Source organism: Kribbella sandramycini, from assembly GCF_013131805.1.
Taxonomy (GTDB): domain Bacteria; phylum Actinomycetota; class Actinomycetes; order Propionibacteriales; family Kribbellaceae; genus Kribbella; species Kribbella sandramycini.
On the sequence record NZ_JABJRC010000006.1, the window covers coordinates 464,416 to 481,510 of the forward strand.

Consider the following 17,095-nt stretch of genomic DNA (forward strand, 5'->3'; position numbering starts at 1 on the left):
GTCGGGGGACTCCAGGGTCTGTGAGCAGGTCATCCACGCCCAGGGGGATCCGTCATGCCCAAGTCCAGCTTGTCTTCGCGTGCGCGCAAGCGCCGGTTGCGGATCGCGCGGTTCGTGGCGATCGGCGTCGCGTTGGCGGTGCCGTTGTCGGGGATCGGACCGGCCGCGCCGGTGGAGTCCGTCGCGGCGAAGGAGCCGCCGGTACCGCAGGCCGCGATGTCAGGGCGTGGTGAGGCGAAGGCTCCTGTGCAACGGCTGGGCTCGGGCGACTTGCCGCCCGAGGCGCCGCCGGGCAACAACGTGCGGCCGCCGTCGTTGCGGTCGATGTTCCCGGTGAACGATGCCCAGCCGGAGGATCCGGCCGCCGAGCAGCCGGCGCCGCAGGCGGCTGAGGCGTTGCCGTCGGCCCGGCCGGACGTGAAGGGTTTCGACGCGAGGACGAGCCGGGAGATCACGGCCAAACGCGACGAGTACACGAAGACCTTCCAGAACGCCGACAGCACCGAGACGACCGTGTTGTCGCCGGCGCCGTTGAACTTCAAGAAGGCTGACGGCAGCTGGGCCGAGATCAACGCGAACCTGCAGCCGGCCGACGGCGGTGGCTGGGAGACGATCTCGACCGAGGTGTACTCGTGGATCGCAGCGCAGGCAGACGCCGAGCCGCTCGCGCGAGTCGAACTCGGCGACGGGCACACGATCGGCTGGAGCGCCTCCGGCGCGGCCGCCGTCCCGGGGCAGATGTCCGGGAGCAAGGTCACCTTCCCCGGGTTCATGCCGAACGCCGACCTCGAGCTGGAGTCTCGTCCGCAGGGCGTGAAGGAAACCATCGTCCTGAACTCCGCGGCGGCGGCCAGGTCTTACACGTTCCCGCTGCAGCTGAGCGACAAGCTGACTGCGTCGCTGCGCGGCCGCGAGGTCGTCATCACCGATGACGAGGGCACCGAGCGGGCGCGTATCCCGGCCGGGACCATGGAGGACTCCAACACCACTGAGGTTCGAGCAACCTCCGCCGCCGTGACCTACGAGCTGGTGACGGTGGACGGTCGCCAAGCGCTGAAGGTGACAGCGGACGACGCATGGCTGGACGACCCCGCGCGGGTGTTTCCGGTACGGGTCGACCCGACGGTGATCCCGACCGATCGGCTGACTCCGGGGATCGCCGCGAGCGCTGGTCTGAACGGCGCTATCAGCGGTGCCGAGGACCTGCAGGTCGGATGCCGCCCGCCGGCGGGCGGTACGAACTGCTCATCGACCTCGGGCTGGAACGCGTTCACCGCACTGCTGACATTCCCCGGCCTGGAGAAGGCGCCGTTCGTCTACGACACGATCGTCGCCGCCTCGCTGGAGGTCTACAACTACCAGACCGACACTTGTTCCTCGCGTGACCTCGATGTCTACGGCATCACCGAGAACTGGACGTCGACCCCGCTCTCACAGCTGAAGTACCCCGGCCCGGCGACGGGCCGCTCGGTGCTCGCCGCGAAGGGCTTCTCGCGCGGTTACGTGTCGGGCAGCACCGGAACGACGGCCTGCGCGCCGAAGTACGACGCGTTGCCGTTCAACGCCGCGGGCGTCTCCTGGCTGCAGGGCATCGTCGACGACCGGATCTCGAACTACGGGTTCGCGATGTTCGCTCGGCAGCGCGCGGACAAGTACTCCTGGAAGAAGATCGCGGGCAAGGACACCGCGAACCCGCCGCGGCTCGCGGTGACACATTCCCCGTACCACGCGGCGTACGCGTTCCGGGCGCAGAAGCCGGCTGACTACGTCCTGCAGGACAAGGACGGCAAGTTCCCGATGACGATCACCAACCTCGGTGGCCGGACCTGGGTTCCTAGCGACGACTACATGAGCTATCGCGTCTTCAGGAACGGGCAGGCGGTGAGCGTCAACCAGTTGCAGACGCCCGTCACGCGGAACGTCCCGCACGGCGGGAAGATCAACCTCGATGTGAACGTCGGGCGGCTGGCCGGTTCCCAGGCCGGTGTCGACTACCAGATCGAGTTCTCGATGGTGCATCGAGATACGACCGTACGCCGCTGGTACACCGACTGGGGCGTCCGCCCGGCGGCGCGCCTGATCACTGTGAAGAACGTGCCCGCGGTGGTGAACCCGGCCAAGATTTGGCCGCTCAACGGCGCGCAGGCCTACATGTTGACGCCGCCGTTGTGGGCGGACGCGATCGACCCGGATCAGCCGGAGACGACGCTGAAGTACAAGTTCCGGGTGTGCGAGGTGGTCGGCACGAACACCCAGGTCGGCTGCTTCGACAGCGGCGCCTACACCACGGCCAAGGGGTGGGTCGTCCCCGCCGGCAAGCTGAACTGGAACCGTGAGTATCGGTGGCAGGTCTCGGTTCAGGACAACGACGGCGCTGTCACGACCGGTCCGCCGATCACGTTGTTCACGGATGTGCCGCAACCGGCCATCACCTCGCACCTGGCGAACAACGACGGCAAGTCCCAGGACAAGCCCTACGACCCGGCGGTCGGCAACTACACCGCTTCCGCGCTGGACATCGTCGTGCCGGTGGCCGGTCCGGAGCTGAACGTCGCCCGGACGTACAACAGCCTCGACCCGCGGCGCGACGGCCTGTTCGGCGCCGGCTGGTCGAGCCGCTACGACATGCGGCTCGTGGTCGAGGACAACGAGAACGTGCTGGTCACCTATCCCGACGGGCGGCAGGTCCGGTTCGGAAAGAACGCGAATGGGACGTACGCCGCGCCGCGCGGCACCAAGAACGTGCTGACGGCAACGTCGGCGACGGGGCCGTGGACGCTGCAGATCGCACCTGGAATGAAGTACGAGTTCGCGGCCACGACCGGTCGGCTGAGCAAGATCTACAAGACGCTCGGCAAGCCGCTCGCGCTGACTTACCGCGCCGACGGAACGCTGGAAACGGCGGCCAGTCAGGACGGCGCCGGTCGCAAGCTGACCTTCACCTGGACGGGCGACAAGAAGCATGTCGCATCGGTGAGCACACAGCCGGTCGGAGGTACGCCGCTGACCTGGACGTACGAGTACGCCGGTGACGTGCTGACCAAGTCGTGCAACTCGGAGCAGAAGTGCACGACGTACGCCTCGGAGCAGGGATCGCACTACCGCAGCGCGGTCCTGGACTCCAAGCCGGACGGGTACTTCCGGTTGTCCGACGACGGGTCCGACAACGACGCGACCAACGAGATCGACCTCGCCGCAGGTGACGCGGACTTCGGTAGCTACACGTCGGTCGAGTTCAACCAGGACAGCCCGCTCGCGGGCGTGGGGACCGCGGACAAGTCGGTGAAGTTCACCGGCGCCTCGCGCGTCGACCTGCCGAACGGGCTGGTCAGCCGTAGCCGTGACGAGACCGTCGAGCTGTGGTTCAAGACCTCCGGCGGCACCGCAGGGCAGCCGCTGCTCGGTTACCAGGTTGGGAAGTTCGCCTCGACCACCACCGGTGGTATGCCGGTGCTGTACGTCGGGGCCGACGGCAAGCTTCGGGGTAAGTTCTGGGACGGGTCGGCCGAACCGCTGACCTCGTTGACCACGGTCAACGACAACCAATGGCACCACGTCGTCCTGACATCGGGAGCCGGTAAGCAGCACCTGCACCTCGACGGCGTCGTCCAGGCGACAGTCACACAGAGCATCGTCGACCACTCCCGGATGCCGGTGAGTCAGATCGGCGCCGCGGTCGCCACTGTCCCGACCGCCTGGCCTAGCTACGGCAGCCAGGCAGCGCGCAACTTCAACGGGCAGATCGACGAGGTCGCGATCTACTCCCACCCGCTGTCGGTCCGCGACATCAAGACGCACTGGCAGCAGGGCCGTAACACGGCCGACCAGCTGACTTCGATCACCTCCGCCGCCGGTCGTACGACAGCTGAGGTGGAGTACAACCCGGCCAAGGACCGCGTTCGCAAGTACATCGACAACAACGGCGGCGACTGGACGCTCAGCGACCCCGAGGTCGTCGGCAACGACAAGGACCTGCGCCGCCTGGTCGAGGTGACCGGGCCGGGCAAGACGTCGTACATGTACGAGTACGACGCCCTCGGCGGCTGGCTACTGCGGACCGGACGTCCGCTCGGGGAGAACACGAAGAAGCCCTGGGACGCGGAGAACGACCCGGAGTGGGGTGACGGCAGCGGCTACGGAATCCGCAGCTACACCCACGACAAGACCGGGAAGCTGACGAAGGTCACCAGCGAGGCCGGCGGCGAAGCGTCGATGACCTACGACGACCGCGGGAACGTGACGTCGACGAAGACCTGCCGTGGCGCGGGTGGAACGGACTGCCGGACCGAGCACAGCCTGTACCACGCGAACGACTCGTGGCCCGCGCTCGATCCGCGCTGGGACAAGCTCGCGCAGTTCCGCGACGGCCGTTCTGCGAGCGCGACCGACGACACGTACAAGAACGGCCAGACGCTGACGGTCAACGGTGATCTCGCGGTCCAGACCTCCCCGGACGGTGGCGAGAAGGCCTACACCTACACCGATGGCACTGAGGCCAGCCCGGATGGCAAGACCATGCCGCCCGGTCTGTTGAAGTCGTTGCGCGTCAAGGTCAATGCCACGACGTTCGCCACGACGCAGTACGCGTACGACCAGCACGGCCAACTCGCTCAGCTGACTGCGCCGTCCGGTCTGGTGACGAAGTACACCTATGACGAGATCGGGCGCAAGAAGACCGAGACTCAGGTCTCCGACACCTATCCCGCCGGCGTCGTCACCACCTACGGCTACGACAAGATGTCGCGGCTCAAGGCGGTCACCGGCCCGGTCACCACGGATGCAGTGACCGGTGCGCAGCATCAGCAGAAGGCCGAGCTCGAGTACGACGACGACGGCAACGTCGTCAAGACGACCGCGCGTGACCTCAAGACCTCGGACGAGCCGCGGGTGGGCTCGATGGAGTACGACGACCGCAACCGGCTCGCCCGGACGATCGATGCTGCAGGCAAGGAGTCTCAGCAGGGGTACGACGTCGCCGGCAACCGGGTCTGGTCCGAGGATGCCAATGGCAACCGGTTCGAGTACAAGTACAGCGATCTGAACATGCCGACCGAGGTCTGGGACATGAACCTCCCGGTCGACCCGAACAACCCGCCCACCGACGACCCGCGCGAAGGCGTCGACTACAACGTCCGGTCCAAGACCCAGTACGACACCGCCGGTCGCAAGGTGGCCGAGGTCGATGCCATGGGCCGCGTCGTGAGCTACGCCTACAACGCCGACGACTCGTTGAAGACCCGGAAGCTGCTCGGGTTCCGCAATCCTGACGGCAGCACCCGGGACGTCGTCCTCGAGGACAACACCTACGACAATGCCGGCAACCGGACGAAGAGCGTCACGGACAACGGTAAGTCGACCACGACGTACACGATCGACAAGGTCGGCCGCGTCGCGAACCAGATCGCCGATCCCGCCGGGCTGAAGCGTAAGACGACCTACACCTACGACCTGGCGGGTAACGCGACGCGTCAGGAGACGACCGGTGACTGGTCGAACGCGGACATCGCCGGTCCGACTGCGGTCACTGACGCCATGACCTTCGTGTTCGACGCGGCCGGCCGACGGATCTCCCAGACCGTGGAGAACACCGGCGGTATGACCCAGACCACCAGCTGGACGTATGACCAGCGTGGGCTGGCGACGTCCACTACTACGCCGCGTGGAAACGCTGCCGGTGCGGTGAAGGCCGATTTCACCGCGACCTACACCAACGACGAGCTGGGTCGTCAGGTCAAGACCGTGGCGCCGAAGGTGAAGGCAGAACAGAACGGCGGCACCGCTGCCGACGTACAGCCGACCGCGACCGTCGGGTACGGGGCCTTCGGGCAAGCGACTTCGTCTAAGGATGCCCTCGGCAACATCGTCAAGTCGACATTCGACAAGCTGGGGCGTCAGGTCGAGGTCGCGGCGCCGTCCTACACCCCGCCTGGCGGGTCTGCGCTCACACCGAAGACGAGCTTCAGCTACGACGCCGTCGGCAACCTGCTGGAGCAGATCGACGAGCGCGGTAACGCGACCCGGTTCACCTACAACCATCTGAACCAGCAGACCCAGATCGATACGCCGGGCAAGACCAACGACGAACGTGTCGTCAGCAAGGTCACCTACACGCCGAACGGTGACGTCGAGTCCACGACCGACCCGCTCGGCGCCGTCACCAAGCTGACCTACGACGACCTCGACCGGGTCGTGACGTCGACCGCGGTCGAGCGCAAGCAGGCCGCCGGGAACTACGTCACTCGGCTGACCTACGACGACATGGACAACGTCGTGAAGACGCAGAGTCCGGGCGGTGTCACGGCGACCAGTACCTTCGACACTCTCGGCCAGCTGATTCAGTCGACGGACCCGAACAACGTCGTCACTCGAGTCGGCTACGACTACGCCGGTCGTCAGGTCCGGTCTTCGGATGCCCTGGGGCGCAGCAGCGTCGCGACTTACGACAAGGCCGGTCAGCTGGTCGCGTCGAAGACCCTCGATGCTGCCAACGCATCACTCGGCACCACTGCGCTCGCCTACGACCTGGACGGCAACCTCAAGTCCTCGACGCCGCCATCAGGCAACCGGGCGACGACGTACACCTATGATGCGCTCGGCCGTCTGACCACGCAGGTCGACCCGGTCACCGCGACCGACTCGATCACCATCTCCTACGGGTACGACGCAGCCGGTAACCGCACCCGCTACACCGACGGCCGGGGCAACTCGACCACCTACACCATCAACCCCCTCGGCTTGCCCGAGAAGGTGATCGAGCCCTCGACGACCGCACACCCGGCACTGGCCGACCGTACCTGGACCGCGTCGTACGACGCCGCGGGCAATGCGGTCTCGCTGCTGTCACCTGGCGGCGTCACCAGATCCCGCACGTTCGACGCCGCGGGACGCCTGACGAAGGAGGACGGCGCCGGTGCGGAAGCCTCGACGGCGACGCGCAACCTGACCTACGACCTGGTCGGTCGCCTTGCGACCACTAGCTCCCTGGACGGCGTCAACACCTACACCTACAACGACCGCGGCATGCTCCTCCGCGCGGACGGCCCTTCGGGCACCTCGACCAACGGCTACAACGCTGACGGCCAGCTCACGCAGCGCATCGACGCCGCCGGCACCGCCGACTTCACCTACACCAACGGCCGCCCGACGACGACCACCGACCCGGTCACCCGGACCGCTCAAACCGTCAGCTACAACGCCGCCGGTCAGCTCGTGACCATCGACTACGGATCCGCGCGCATCCGCACCATCGGCTACGACGCCTACGGCCGGCTGAACTCCGACGTCCTCAAAGCCGGCGCCACCTCGGTCTCCTCGATCACCTACGGCTACAACGCCGACAACACCGTCACCTCGAAGAAGACCACCGGCGTCGCCGGCGCAGGCGACAACACCTACGCCTACGACCAACTGGGCCGCCTCACCACGTGGACCAAGGGCTCGACGGCGACGTCGTACACCTGGGACGCCGCCAGCAACCGAACGAAGGCCGGCGCGAAGCTCGCGACGTACGACGAGCGCAACCGTCTCCTCACCGACGGCACCACCACCTACACCTACTCACCCCGCGGCGCCCTGCTCCAGAAGCAGACTGCGGACGGCGGCAGTACCACCACCGAAGCCTTCACCTTCGACGCCTTCGACCGCATGATCCGCACCGCCGACCGCGACTTCACCTACGACGCCCTCGACCGTCCGATCATGGCCGGCACCGCCCGCATGCGCTACGACGCCTTCAGCGACGAGGTCGTCTCCGACGGCACCCAGTTCTTCGGCCGCTCAGCCGCCGACGAACTCCTCGCCGTCGGCTACGAAACCACCAAACGCCTGGTCCTGTCCGACCGCCACGGCGACGTCTTCGCCGGCTTCGACCCCACCGACACCACCCTCGGAACCGGCCTCCCCGACTCCCGCACCTACGACCCCTTCGGCAACTCCACCAACGCCACCGGCCTCAAATACCGCATCGGCTACCAAGGCGACTGGACCGACCCCCGCTCCGGCGACCTCAACCTAGGCGCCCGCTGGTACAACCCCACCACCGGCACCTTCAACTCCCGAGACACCATCACCTACAAAGCCGGCGTCCCCTCCTCTCACCCCAACCTCTACGCCTATGCAGGCGCCAACCCCCTAACCAACTACGACCCTGACGGTCACCAACTCCAAAACCCCGGCGACGGCGACGGCTCCAAGTGCTATCACAAGGTCAAGGAGATACCTTTCGGCGACGACAAGCCGATCTGGGAGAAGATCTGCCCAAAGAAGCCAAAAGATCCGCCTCCTGGTGGCGATTGCAAGAAGAAGCCCTGCAAGAAGGAACCGTGTAAGCCGAAGAACAGCGCCAAGTGCGGCGGAGGCGGCGGGGGCGGCGGAGGTGGCGGCGGCGCCGGTGAAGACGATGTTGATCCCCCGGAGCGCTGCATCCCGTGCGAGAAGCGCGATCAGCTCGACCAACTGGCCAAGACGGTCGAGCAGGATCCGCCCGGCAGCCCAACGTGCACCAACGGCAACATCAGCCTCTGTCCCCACGACCCCACCCAGCCCACCACCGTCATCACCCCCGCCACCGACTACACCGACGAGACCACCGACTACGCCAACGCCCTCTACCAACAAACCCTCAACCAAACCGGCTCCGTAGTAGGAGCTATCGGCTCCACCGGCAGCTACAACTGGTTCAGCGCGAGCATGTCCGGCGGCCCGTCCTTCGGTGAGGATCTTTACGAATGGGTCGGTCCCAATGCCGGCGACAAACTGACCAAAGAACTCGTCATCGACCCGCTGGTTGAGACCTACGAAGCCTGCAAGGCCGCCGTCAAACAACCCACCCCGGCAGGCTGGGACCAATGCGAGATGAGCCTCGCTCTCACCGGCCTAGGGTTCACCGGCGGCGGCAAGCTCGTCGGCATCGGCGTCCGAACCGCCCAAGGCATAGCCGCAGCACAAGCCGAACGCCAACTCGCTGGTACACTTTTTCCCAAGGCTGCAAAGGCTGCTTGGGTATCCAACGACCCGCTGGTGGGATCGCTGGCGAACGGTGTCGAACGTGCCTTGCCAGGGGCGATTCGTAACGTGAACTCCCAAGTCAAAATGTCAAACGGGCTATCGCGGGAGATTGATATCGATCTCGGCAACGTCTATGTGCAGGTAAAGAGCGGCAACGCTCGAGGCTTGACTGGCCAAATTCTCAAAACCCAGCAATCGACCGGTGTTCGGACGGTTGGATACGCGCCGGGTATTTCTGATGCGGCGTGGTCCAATGCGGCCTCGCAAGGTATCGCAATTGCCCGCAACCAGGATGAACTTACCGCGATCCTGCGAGAGTTTCGATGAGAGGCGCGTTCCTGCTGTCGGAAGATAATTCGATGTTCGATGCGATCAGCGAGATCCTCTGGCAACTTGGAGGTGACGTCTCGCGCGAGGATGGAATCGCGCAGATCCGCGACGTCAGCGGCCGTCTGTTCTCTGTTGAAGGCCCGGTTCCTCCGGATCTGGAGTGGGAGTTCAGGCAGGGGCCACATGTCCTTGGCAGTGGATCGAATCTCCCGGATTTCGGAGTTCTTTCTGCCTGCACCATTGAATGTCGGTGGGTGGACCTGTTCGTCGACACAATGTCGGCGATCGTTACGCGCATCCAGGGGTCGTACTGGATTCTGGATGCGGGAGACGTCGTCTGGGATGCCCGCGATATCGACGGCCATCGGCTCGCCCTATAATCCTGACTTGCTCATCGCTCAATCGTGTCGATTCCGGCAGTCAGTTCCGGCGCCGGATGAAGCATTACATGACAGAGTTCTCGACGTCGTGCGCAGCGGATCTGCTCGAGTTTTCATTCAGTTGCTGGCCCGCTTCCTTCTGCTGTCAGCTCGCCCCTTTCCGCCGCAGTGGATCTCGCAGATTCGTTTCTCTGTCTTGAATAGTAGTTCACGCGTGAGTTGCTCGCCGGTTGGAGAACCTTTGGCGCTGTTGTCGACTGTGAGTGAGGTTGCTGCCGCGTCGCCGATGCAAACCTAACTCCGCAATGGCTACTCGGGTGGGCCGAGGGTTTTCCAGAGGGTGTCTCGGGCTGGGCCGGTTAGTGGGGTGGCTTGTAGATCGGAGTAGTCGCCGTAGGTGGGGTCGTAGGTGCCGGATTCTAGTTCGGTGAGGGTAGGCCAGTCGGGGCCGTAGTCCTCTTCGGGGCGTTCTTTGGTGCCGTCCAGCCAGGTGATTTGGGACCAGAGTTGGTCGCGTTTGAGGTGGAGGGCGGGGAGGGAGCGCATGGACCAGATCTGGGTGGTGAGGTGGCCTACTAGTTCGCCGTTGTGGCGGAGTTCGAAGACGGCGTCGCGGTAGGGGGCGAGGCGTGGGTCGGTCATGGGGTGGATTATGGCTGGTTGGAGGTTTGGTGGGTTACGTCGTTGAGGAGGGATTGGAGGGCGGTGGCTAGGTGGGCTCGGGATTCTGGGGTTAAGGAGGAGATCAGGGCTGACTCTCGGGTTAGGACTTGGTCTACGGAGCGTTCGATTAGGGCATGGCCGGTGGGGGTCAGGGTGATTAGGACGGCTCGGTGGGGGGCGGGGGTTCGGGTTACGAGGTTGGCGGATTCGGCTCGGGTTACTCGTTGGGAGATGGCGCCGGCGGTGACGAGGGTGCGGGCGGCTAGTTCTCGGGTGGTTAGTTGGTAGGGGGCGCCGGCTCGGCGGAGGACGCTGAGGAGGTCGAGGGTGGCGGGGTCGATGTTGAGGTCGGCGAGGACTCGGCGGCGGTCGTCGGCGAAGAGTTTGGCCAGCCGCCAGAGCGGGGTGACGATCTCGATGGAGTCGGTGGGGGTGCCGGGGCGTTCGCGTTGCCAGGCGCGGGCGATGTCGGCGGCGGGGTAGGGGCTGGGGGAGTCGAGGGGGTAGGTGTCGGTCACCTGGCCATGCTACGTTTAGAGCTAAATGTTTAGGTCTAAACGTGAGGATTGAGATGCGGACGATCGTGGTGACCGGGGGAGCGGTGGGGATCGGGCGGGCGACGGCGGAGCGGTTCCGGGCGGATGGTGATGCGGTGGTGATCACTGGGCGGCGGGAGGAATTGCTGGTGAAGGCGGCGGCGGAGATGGGGGCTACGCCGGTGGTGTGTGATGCGACTGACCCGGAGCAGGTGGAGCGGTTGGTGCGGGAGCTGCCGGAGCGGGTCGACGTACTGGTCAACAACGCCGGCGGGAACGCGGATCTGGATCGGCCGGACGGCGATCTGCGGCAGTTGAAGGCGAACTGGATCGCGAATCTTGAGGCGAACTTGATCAGCGCGGTGCTGACGACGACCGGGCTCGCGCCGCGGCTGACCACGGCCGTCGTCCACCTCGGCTCGATTGCGGGTGCGCGCAGCGGGTCCGGGTCGTACGGCGCGTCCAAGGCGGCGCTGGGATTGTGGAGTGCCGATGTGGCGGCGGAGCTCGGTCCGCGCGGGATCACCTCGAATGTGGTGGCGCCGGGGTTCACCGCGGAGACCGAGTTCTTCCGGGGGAAGCTGTCGGATGAGCGTCGTCAGATGTTGCTGGCGGCAACGCTCACCAAACGCGAGGGTCAGGTCGGTGACATCGCCGACACCATCCACTTCCTCACCACCCCCGCCGCCCGTCACATCACTGGTCAGCTTCTGCACGTGAACGGCGGCGCCCACACAACCCGCTAGCCGATGCGGGCGGAGCTGGCCCACTAAGAGCTGCTTGGAGGGCACTCGCCGCGCCGCGCCGCTCGGAGCTGGAGCGTCGGGTTGGTGGGTACGGCGACGCCGTCCACCAGTCGCCGACCCGCGGGCGGAGCCTGCACAACCCGCTGACCCCGCGGGCGAGCCGGCCGACTAAGAGCTGCTTCGAGGGCGGCCCGATCGCTGTGCCCGCGAAGGGCTGCTCGGAGGGCGCCCGATCGCCGGGCTGCGCGGTGCTGGTTGGGTCGGGCGGGGCGTCGGATTGGTGGGTGTGGCGGCCCGAGTCGCCGTCCCGCGGGCGGCGTCCGCACAGCTCGCTAACCGATGCGGGTGTGTTGCATTTGCCAGTTGGAGATCCAGGTTTGGCCGTTGTCGGCGGAGAAGAGCTGTTCCCAGGTGGCCTTGTCCACGCCTGGGGTCCAGATGAAGCGGACGTTGATGGGGTGGCCCTCCCAGGTGTCTGGGCCTTCGAAGGTGCCGATGCCGGCGGAGTTGAAGGCGCCGATGACGGGGGTTTCCAGTTGGCCGCGGAGGCTGTTGATCCAGTGGATGGACCAGGTGTGTGAGGTTGGGTTGTAGAGGCGCAGGGTGGCGCCGCGGAAGCCTTCGGTGGGGAACCAGCCTTCGTCGAAGCTGATGGCGCCGTCGAAGTACGTCGTCGCCTGCATGACCGAGGCGACGTCGTACCACTCGTACGGCGACCCGAGGGCGGGACGGCGGCGCCGGTTCGCCATGTCCCAGCGGCCGATCAGGAAGTCGAAATCGCCGGTCACCTTCGGTACGTTGAGCGGCGGGGCCGGGGTGGAGCGACGGGTGAAGTCCATGATCCAGTTGGTCTCCCAGGTCGTGCCGCCGTCATGCGAGTAGGCCTGCTCCCAGTGCGCGGTCGAGGCAGTAATGGATGACCATTCGTAGCTGCACAACACCCCCGGCAGCTCCTCGCCCACCATCCGGCAGGACGACCCGTCCGCCGACCACCGCCCGCGTACCGGCGCCCCGAGCTGCATCGTCGAGCTGCTGACCCACCAGATCGTCCACTCCGCTGTCGCCGGGTTGAACAGCCGCACCGACAACCCGTATGTCCCGCGCGCCGGGAACCGCATCTCGTCGATGCTGATCGCCCCGTCGAAGTACGTCGTCGCGGACGTCGTCCCCTCGAAAGAGATCCACTCACCGTCGACCAGCTGCCGGTGCCGGACGTCGAAGTCGCCCTGAAGGAAGTCGAAATCACTGGTCGCCTTGGTCCATGTCGTCATAGGCAGAACCCTGCCGATCAAACCTGACAAACCATGGCAGTTATTCTCGGAGACATGCGTTCGAGCCGCTTGCTGTCGATCCTGCTGCTCCTGCAGACCCGCAGGCAGCTGACCGCGCGTGAGCTGGCCGACGAGCTGGAAGTCTCACTCCGCACCATCTACCGCGACGTCGAGGCCCTCGCCGCCGCAGGCGTCCCCGTGTACGCCGACCAGGGCCGAACCGGCGGCTACCGCCTGGTCGAGGGCTACCGCACCCGGCTGACCGGCCTGACCGAGCAAGAGGCAGCCGCCCTGTTCCTGGTCGGCATGCCCGGACCGGCCGCCGCGCTCGGCCTGACAGCCCAGACCAACGCCGCCGAGCTCAAACTCCTCGCGGCGCTGGCTCCCGACCAAAGAGACCGCGCCGGCCGCCTCAAGAACCGCTTCCATCTCGACATGCCCGCCTGGTACGCCGAAGCCGAGACCTCACCCCAACTGTCCGCCGTGGCCGACGCCGTCCTCCAGGACCGCCGCATCACCATCCGCTACCGCCGCTGGGAGGCCCCGCGTGAGGTCGACCGCACGCTCGACCCCTACGGCCTGGTCCTGAAAAACGGCAGCTGGTACGTCGTCGCCGCGACCGAAACCGGCATGCGCACCTACCGCGTCTCCAACATCCTCGATCTCACCCCGACCGCCGAAACCTTCACCCGCGCCGCCGACTTCGACCTCCCTGCCTACTGGCAGGACCACCTGGCCAACTTCGACGAGGCCCGCTTCACCGCCGAGGCCGTCGTCCGGGTCTCCGCCCGGCTGGCCGCCAAGATGTACGACGTCTCGTTCCCCCAACTCGTCTCCGCCGTCCGCGCCGCCGCCCCCGAGCCGGACGGGAGCGTCGTCGTCACGCTCCCGATCGAATCCGTCCCGAACGCGGCCGCCGCGCTCTGCCGGTTCGGCGACGGTCTCGAAGTCCTCGAACCCGCGGAACTCCGGGCCGAACTCACCGCCCTGGCCCGCCGCCTGACCGCCTTGTACGGGCCCGAAAATGGACCAGCGGCCGAGGCCGGCCGAGCGGTCCCGTAGGCTGGGCGCGCGATGAAGAGTTTCGAGGAGCTGTTCGCCGAGCTGGGCGAGAAGGCACGCACACGGCCGGAAGGATCCGGGACCGTGGCGGAGCTGGACGCCGGCGTGCACACGATCGGCAAGAAGCTGGTCGAGGAAGCCGCCGAGTCCTGGATGGCCGCCGAGCACGAAGGTAAGGAGCGGGCAGCCGAAGAGCTGTCCCAACTGCTCTACCACGCCCAGGTGATGATGCACGCGCTCAACCTGGAGCTGGAAGACGTCTACCGACATCTGTGAGGAGGGTGACTGGCGGCCCCGCGCCTACTGCGCTGCACTCGGCACGGCACCTCGCCGCACGGGTACGAAGGGCACGATGCCCCGCATCGAACCCTCCGCCCCCGCACACCGATGCACCGCACCGAGCACATGCTCGCTACGGCGCGGAGCCACCAGACACCCTCTGAGGGATCCCGACCCAAAGGTTCACTTCACACAGATTGGGCAGTGCCGATGCTGCGCGTCGCAGTACCGAACAAGGGCTCACTCAGCGAGTCCGCCACCGAGATCCTGATCGAGGCCGGCTACAAACAGCGCCGGACCACCAAGGATCTGACCCTGACCGACGTCGCCAACGAGGTCGAGTTCTACTACCTGCGCCCGCGCGACATCGCCGTGTACGTCGGCGAGGGCACCCTCGACGTCGGGATCTCCGGCCGCGACCTCGTCCTCGACTCACACGCGGACGCCGACGAGATCATGCCGCTCGGCTTCGGCTCGTCGACCTTCCGGTTCGCCGGCCCGCCCGGCGCCGCCACCTCCGTCAAGGATCTGGCCGGTAAGCGGATCGCGACGTCGTACGCCGGCGTCCTGTCCGACCACCTCGCCGAGTACGGCGTCGACGCGGCCGTCGTCCGCCTGGACGGCGCGGTCGAGTCCGCCGTCCAGCTCGGCGTCGCCGACGTGATCGCGGACGTCGTCGAGACCGGGACGACGCTGCGTCAGGCCGGGCTCGAGGTCTTCGGCGACCCGATCCTGAAATCCGAGGGCGTGCTGATCAAGCGGCACGGCGTGGACAACCCGCCGGCCGGCCTGCAGCAGCTGGTCCGCCGGCTCGAAGGCGTCCTGATCGCGCGCAACTACGTGATGATGGACTACGACATCCCGGCCGAGCAGATCGACGCGGCCACCGCGGTCGCCGCCGGCCTGGAGTCGCCGACCGTGTCACCGCTGCACCGGGCCGGCTGGGTCGCCGTCCGCGTGATGGTGCAGCGCGCCGAAGCCCAACGCATCATGGACCAGCTCTGGGAGGTGGGCGCGCGTGCCATCCTCACTACCGATATCCACGCTTGCCGGATCTGACGTGGCCGCAGCCGATCAGCAGTTCACGTTCCACCCCAAGATCGTGGCGGTGATGTCGACCGGGATGGGGCTGTCGCTGATCTCGGTGTTCGGCGTGATCTGGCTGCGGCTGGCGCCGGAGTCGAAGGAGACGTTCACGCTGTTCCAGCGGCTCACGCTGCTGGCCTTCTTCGGGTTCGTGCTCTGGCTGCTGTACCGGCTGGCGACCGTCCGCGTGACGGCGTACCCGGATCGGCTGCGGGTGCGCAACGTGTTCAAGTCGTACACGCTGACCTGGGCGGAGGTGTCGGCGCTGCGATTCCGGCCCGGCGACGCCTGGCTCCAGCTGTTCGATGCCGAAGGCAACCGGCTCGGCATCCTCGCCGTCCAGGCGACCGAGGGACGCCGCGCGAGCGTGGCCGCCAAGGAGCTGGCGGCCGTCGCCCGCGCGAACGGCGCCCGGCCTAGGCCGACACCCGAAAGCTAGTCGTGTGTGACTGACCGGGCTCCAGGACCACCAGGTCCTGCCCGGTCACGAACGCGTCCGGCGGGCAGGTCATCGGCTCGACCGCGAGCGCCGTCCGCCCGATCGCGCCGCCGGTGTACAGCTGCACCCACGGCGTGTCCCCGCTGAGCACCGACCGGACGCCGGTGTCCGGGTCGGTCAGGCTGACCGACCACGACTCGGCGAGCCCGGTGAACGCGTTGTCGATCTCCAGCTCGCCGAGCACCCGCGCCGTACCGAAGTCGTACGCCGAGCCGGCCACCGGTGCGAGCCCGGTCGGCGACATCCGCTCCGACACCTCCAGCCGCTGCGCCGCGCTGAACCCCAGCACACACTCGTCGATCGGCCGGCCGACGCTCAGATACGGGTGCGCTCCGTACCCGTACGGCGCCGCCGTGGCGCCCACGTTCGTGGCGGCTGCCGTGATCGTCAGGCCGTCGTCGATCCGGTAGCTCAGCCGCAGCTCCAGCTGGTGGGGGTAGCCCGGCTGACCGTGCAGGACATGGCCGGCCTCGACGACCGCGGGGTCGGAGCCGTCGTCCAGGCGGCTCCAGTTCGCCCAGCGGGTGAGGCCGTGGATGGCGTTCGAGCGGGCCGGCTCGGTCAGGTAGAGCTGCTGGTCGCGGCCGGCGAAGGAGTACTTGCCGTCGGTGATCCGGTTCGGCCAGGGGAACAGGTGCTGCCCGATCCCGGCGTGGGCCGGCTCGTCCGCCGGGTAGCCGAGCAGGACGTCGCGGCCGTCGTACGTCAGCCCGCGCAGCCCACCGCCCACGCTGACCACGGTCCCGGCGTACCCGTTGCCCTGAATCGTCCACTGTGAGCCTGAGGGGAAGACAGTCATATCGACATCTTTTCAGCAGGTGTGTCCATTCGGGCCTGACCCGTTCGTGGTGATGCTGTAGACACGCCAACAGGAGGTAACACCGTGAAGTACTTGCTGCTGATCAACGCCGGTGAGCTCGACCCGAGCGGGGGCGCCGTCGGGTGCGAGCCCGAGGACTGGATGCGCTTCGACAAGGAGATCACCGAAGCGGGTGTCGTGGTCGCGTCGGAGTCGCTGGCCGACCTGGTCACCGCGACCCGCGTCCAGGTCGCGAACGACGGCTCCCGGACCGTCACCGACGGCCCGTTCGCCGAGACCCGCGAGGTGCTCGGCGGGTTCTACGTGATCGACGTCCCGGATCTGGACGTCGCGCTCGACTGGGCCGCCAAGTGCCCGGGCTCGCGGGCCGGCGGGTCGGTCGTCGTCCGCCCGATCGCGGATTTCGCGGGAGCCTGA

At 66.9% G+C, this 17,095-nt stretch carries 12 protein-coding genes; 8 read left to right on the top strand and 4 right to left on the bottom strand.

The features are described 5' to 3' along the window. Positions 1-54 precede the first annotated feature (54 nt). Both HPO96_RS39235 and HPO96_RS25340 read left to right on the top strand, forming a co-directional pair. Positions 55-9,333, top strand: a complete 9,279-nt coding sequence (locus HPO96_RS39235) for a LamG-like jellyroll fold domain-containing protein (protein WP_171676713.1) — start codon at positions 55-57, stop codon at positions 9,331-9,333. Further along, positions 9,330-9,716: a hypothetical protein gene (locus tag HPO96_RS25340; RefSeq protein WP_171676715.1), complete on the top strand. Its 387-nt coding sequence runs from the start codon at positions 9,330-9,332 to the stop codon at positions 9,714-9,716. Before HPO96_RS39235 ends, HPO96_RS25340 begins: the two co-directional genes overlap by 4 nt. Positions 9,717-10,025: 309 nt before the next feature. Here HPO96_RS25340 and HPO96_RS25345 read toward each other — a convergent pair whose 3' ends face one another. Beyond that, positions 10,026-10,358, bottom strand: a complete 333-nt coding sequence (locus HPO96_RS25345; protein WP_171676717.1) for a hypothetical protein — start codon at positions 10,356-10,358, stop codon at positions 10,026-10,028. 8 nt (positions 10,359-10,366) lie between these two features. Beyond that, positions 10,367-10,897: a MarR family transcriptional regulator gene (locus HPO96_RS25350; RefSeq protein ID WP_171676719.1), complete on the bottom strand. Its 531-nt coding sequence runs from the start codon at positions 10,895-10,897 to the stop codon at positions 10,367-10,369. Between the two features lie 41 nt (positions 10,898-10,938). On the opposite strand from HPO96_RS25350, the gene HPO96_RS25355 reads away from it, so the two are divergent. Continuing rightward, on the top strand, positions 10,939-11,661 hold the full coding sequence (locus HPO96_RS25355) for an SDR family NAD(P)-dependent oxidoreductase (protein ID WP_337796800.1): 723 nt from the start codon (positions 10,939-10,941) through the stop codon (positions 11,659-11,661). A 332-nt stretch (positions 11,662-11,993) separates the two neighbouring features. Here HPO96_RS25355 and HPO96_RS25360 read toward each other — a convergent pair whose 3' ends face one another. After that, complete coding sequence (locus HPO96_RS25360; protein ID WP_171676721.1) at positions 11,994-12,932, bottom strand: hypothetical protein; 939 nt, start codon at positions 12,930-12,932, stop codon at positions 11,994-11,996. A 54-nt stretch (positions 12,933-12,986) separates the two neighbouring features. Between HPO96_RS25360 and HPO96_RS25365 the strand changes: the two genes are divergently transcribed. From HPO96_RS25365 to HPO96_RS25380, 4 genes are all read left to right on the top strand, one after another. Next, complete coding sequence (locus HPO96_RS25365; RefSeq protein WP_171676723.1) at positions 12,987-13,994, top strand: helix-turn-helix transcriptional regulator; 1,008 nt, start codon at positions 12,987-12,989, stop codon at positions 13,992-13,994. A 12-nt stretch (positions 13,995-14,006) separates the two neighbouring features. After that, a complete protein-coding gene (locus tag HPO96_RS25370; RefSeq protein ID WP_171676725.1) occupies positions 14,007-14,270 on the top strand; it encodes a phosphoribosyl-ATP diphosphatase in 264 nt (87 codons plus the stop codon). Positions 14,271-14,483: 213 nt separating this feature from the next. Next, positions 14,484-15,332, top strand: coding sequence for an ATP phosphoribosyltransferase (hisG, locus tag HPO96_RS25375; RefSeq protein ID WP_171676727.1), 849 nt, complete (start codon positions 14,484-14,486; stop codon positions 15,330-15,332). A 1-nt stretch (position 15,333) separates the two neighbouring features. Further along, positions 15,334-15,798 carry a PH domain-containing protein gene (locus HPO96_RS25380; RefSeq protein ID WP_337796801.1) on the top strand — a complete coding sequence of 155 codons (465 nt, stop codon included), beginning with the start codon at positions 15,334-15,336 and terminating at the stop codon, positions 15,796-15,798. On the opposite strand, the gene HPO96_RS25385 is transcribed toward HPO96_RS25380, so the two are convergent. Further along, on the bottom strand, positions 15,776-16,657 hold the full coding sequence (locus HPO96_RS25385) for an aldose 1-epimerase family protein (protein ID WP_171676729.1): 882 nt from the start codon (positions 16,655-16,657) through the stop codon (positions 15,776-15,778). The two genes, HPO96_RS25380 and HPO96_RS25385, sit on opposite strands and share 23 nt — an antisense overlap. An 84-nt stretch (positions 16,658-16,741) precedes the next feature. Between HPO96_RS25385 and HPO96_RS25390 the strand changes: the two genes are divergently transcribed. Continuing rightward, complete coding sequence (locus HPO96_RS25390; protein ID WP_171676731.1) at positions 16,742-17,095, top strand: YciI family protein; 354 nt, start codon at positions 16,742-16,744, stop codon at positions 17,093-17,095.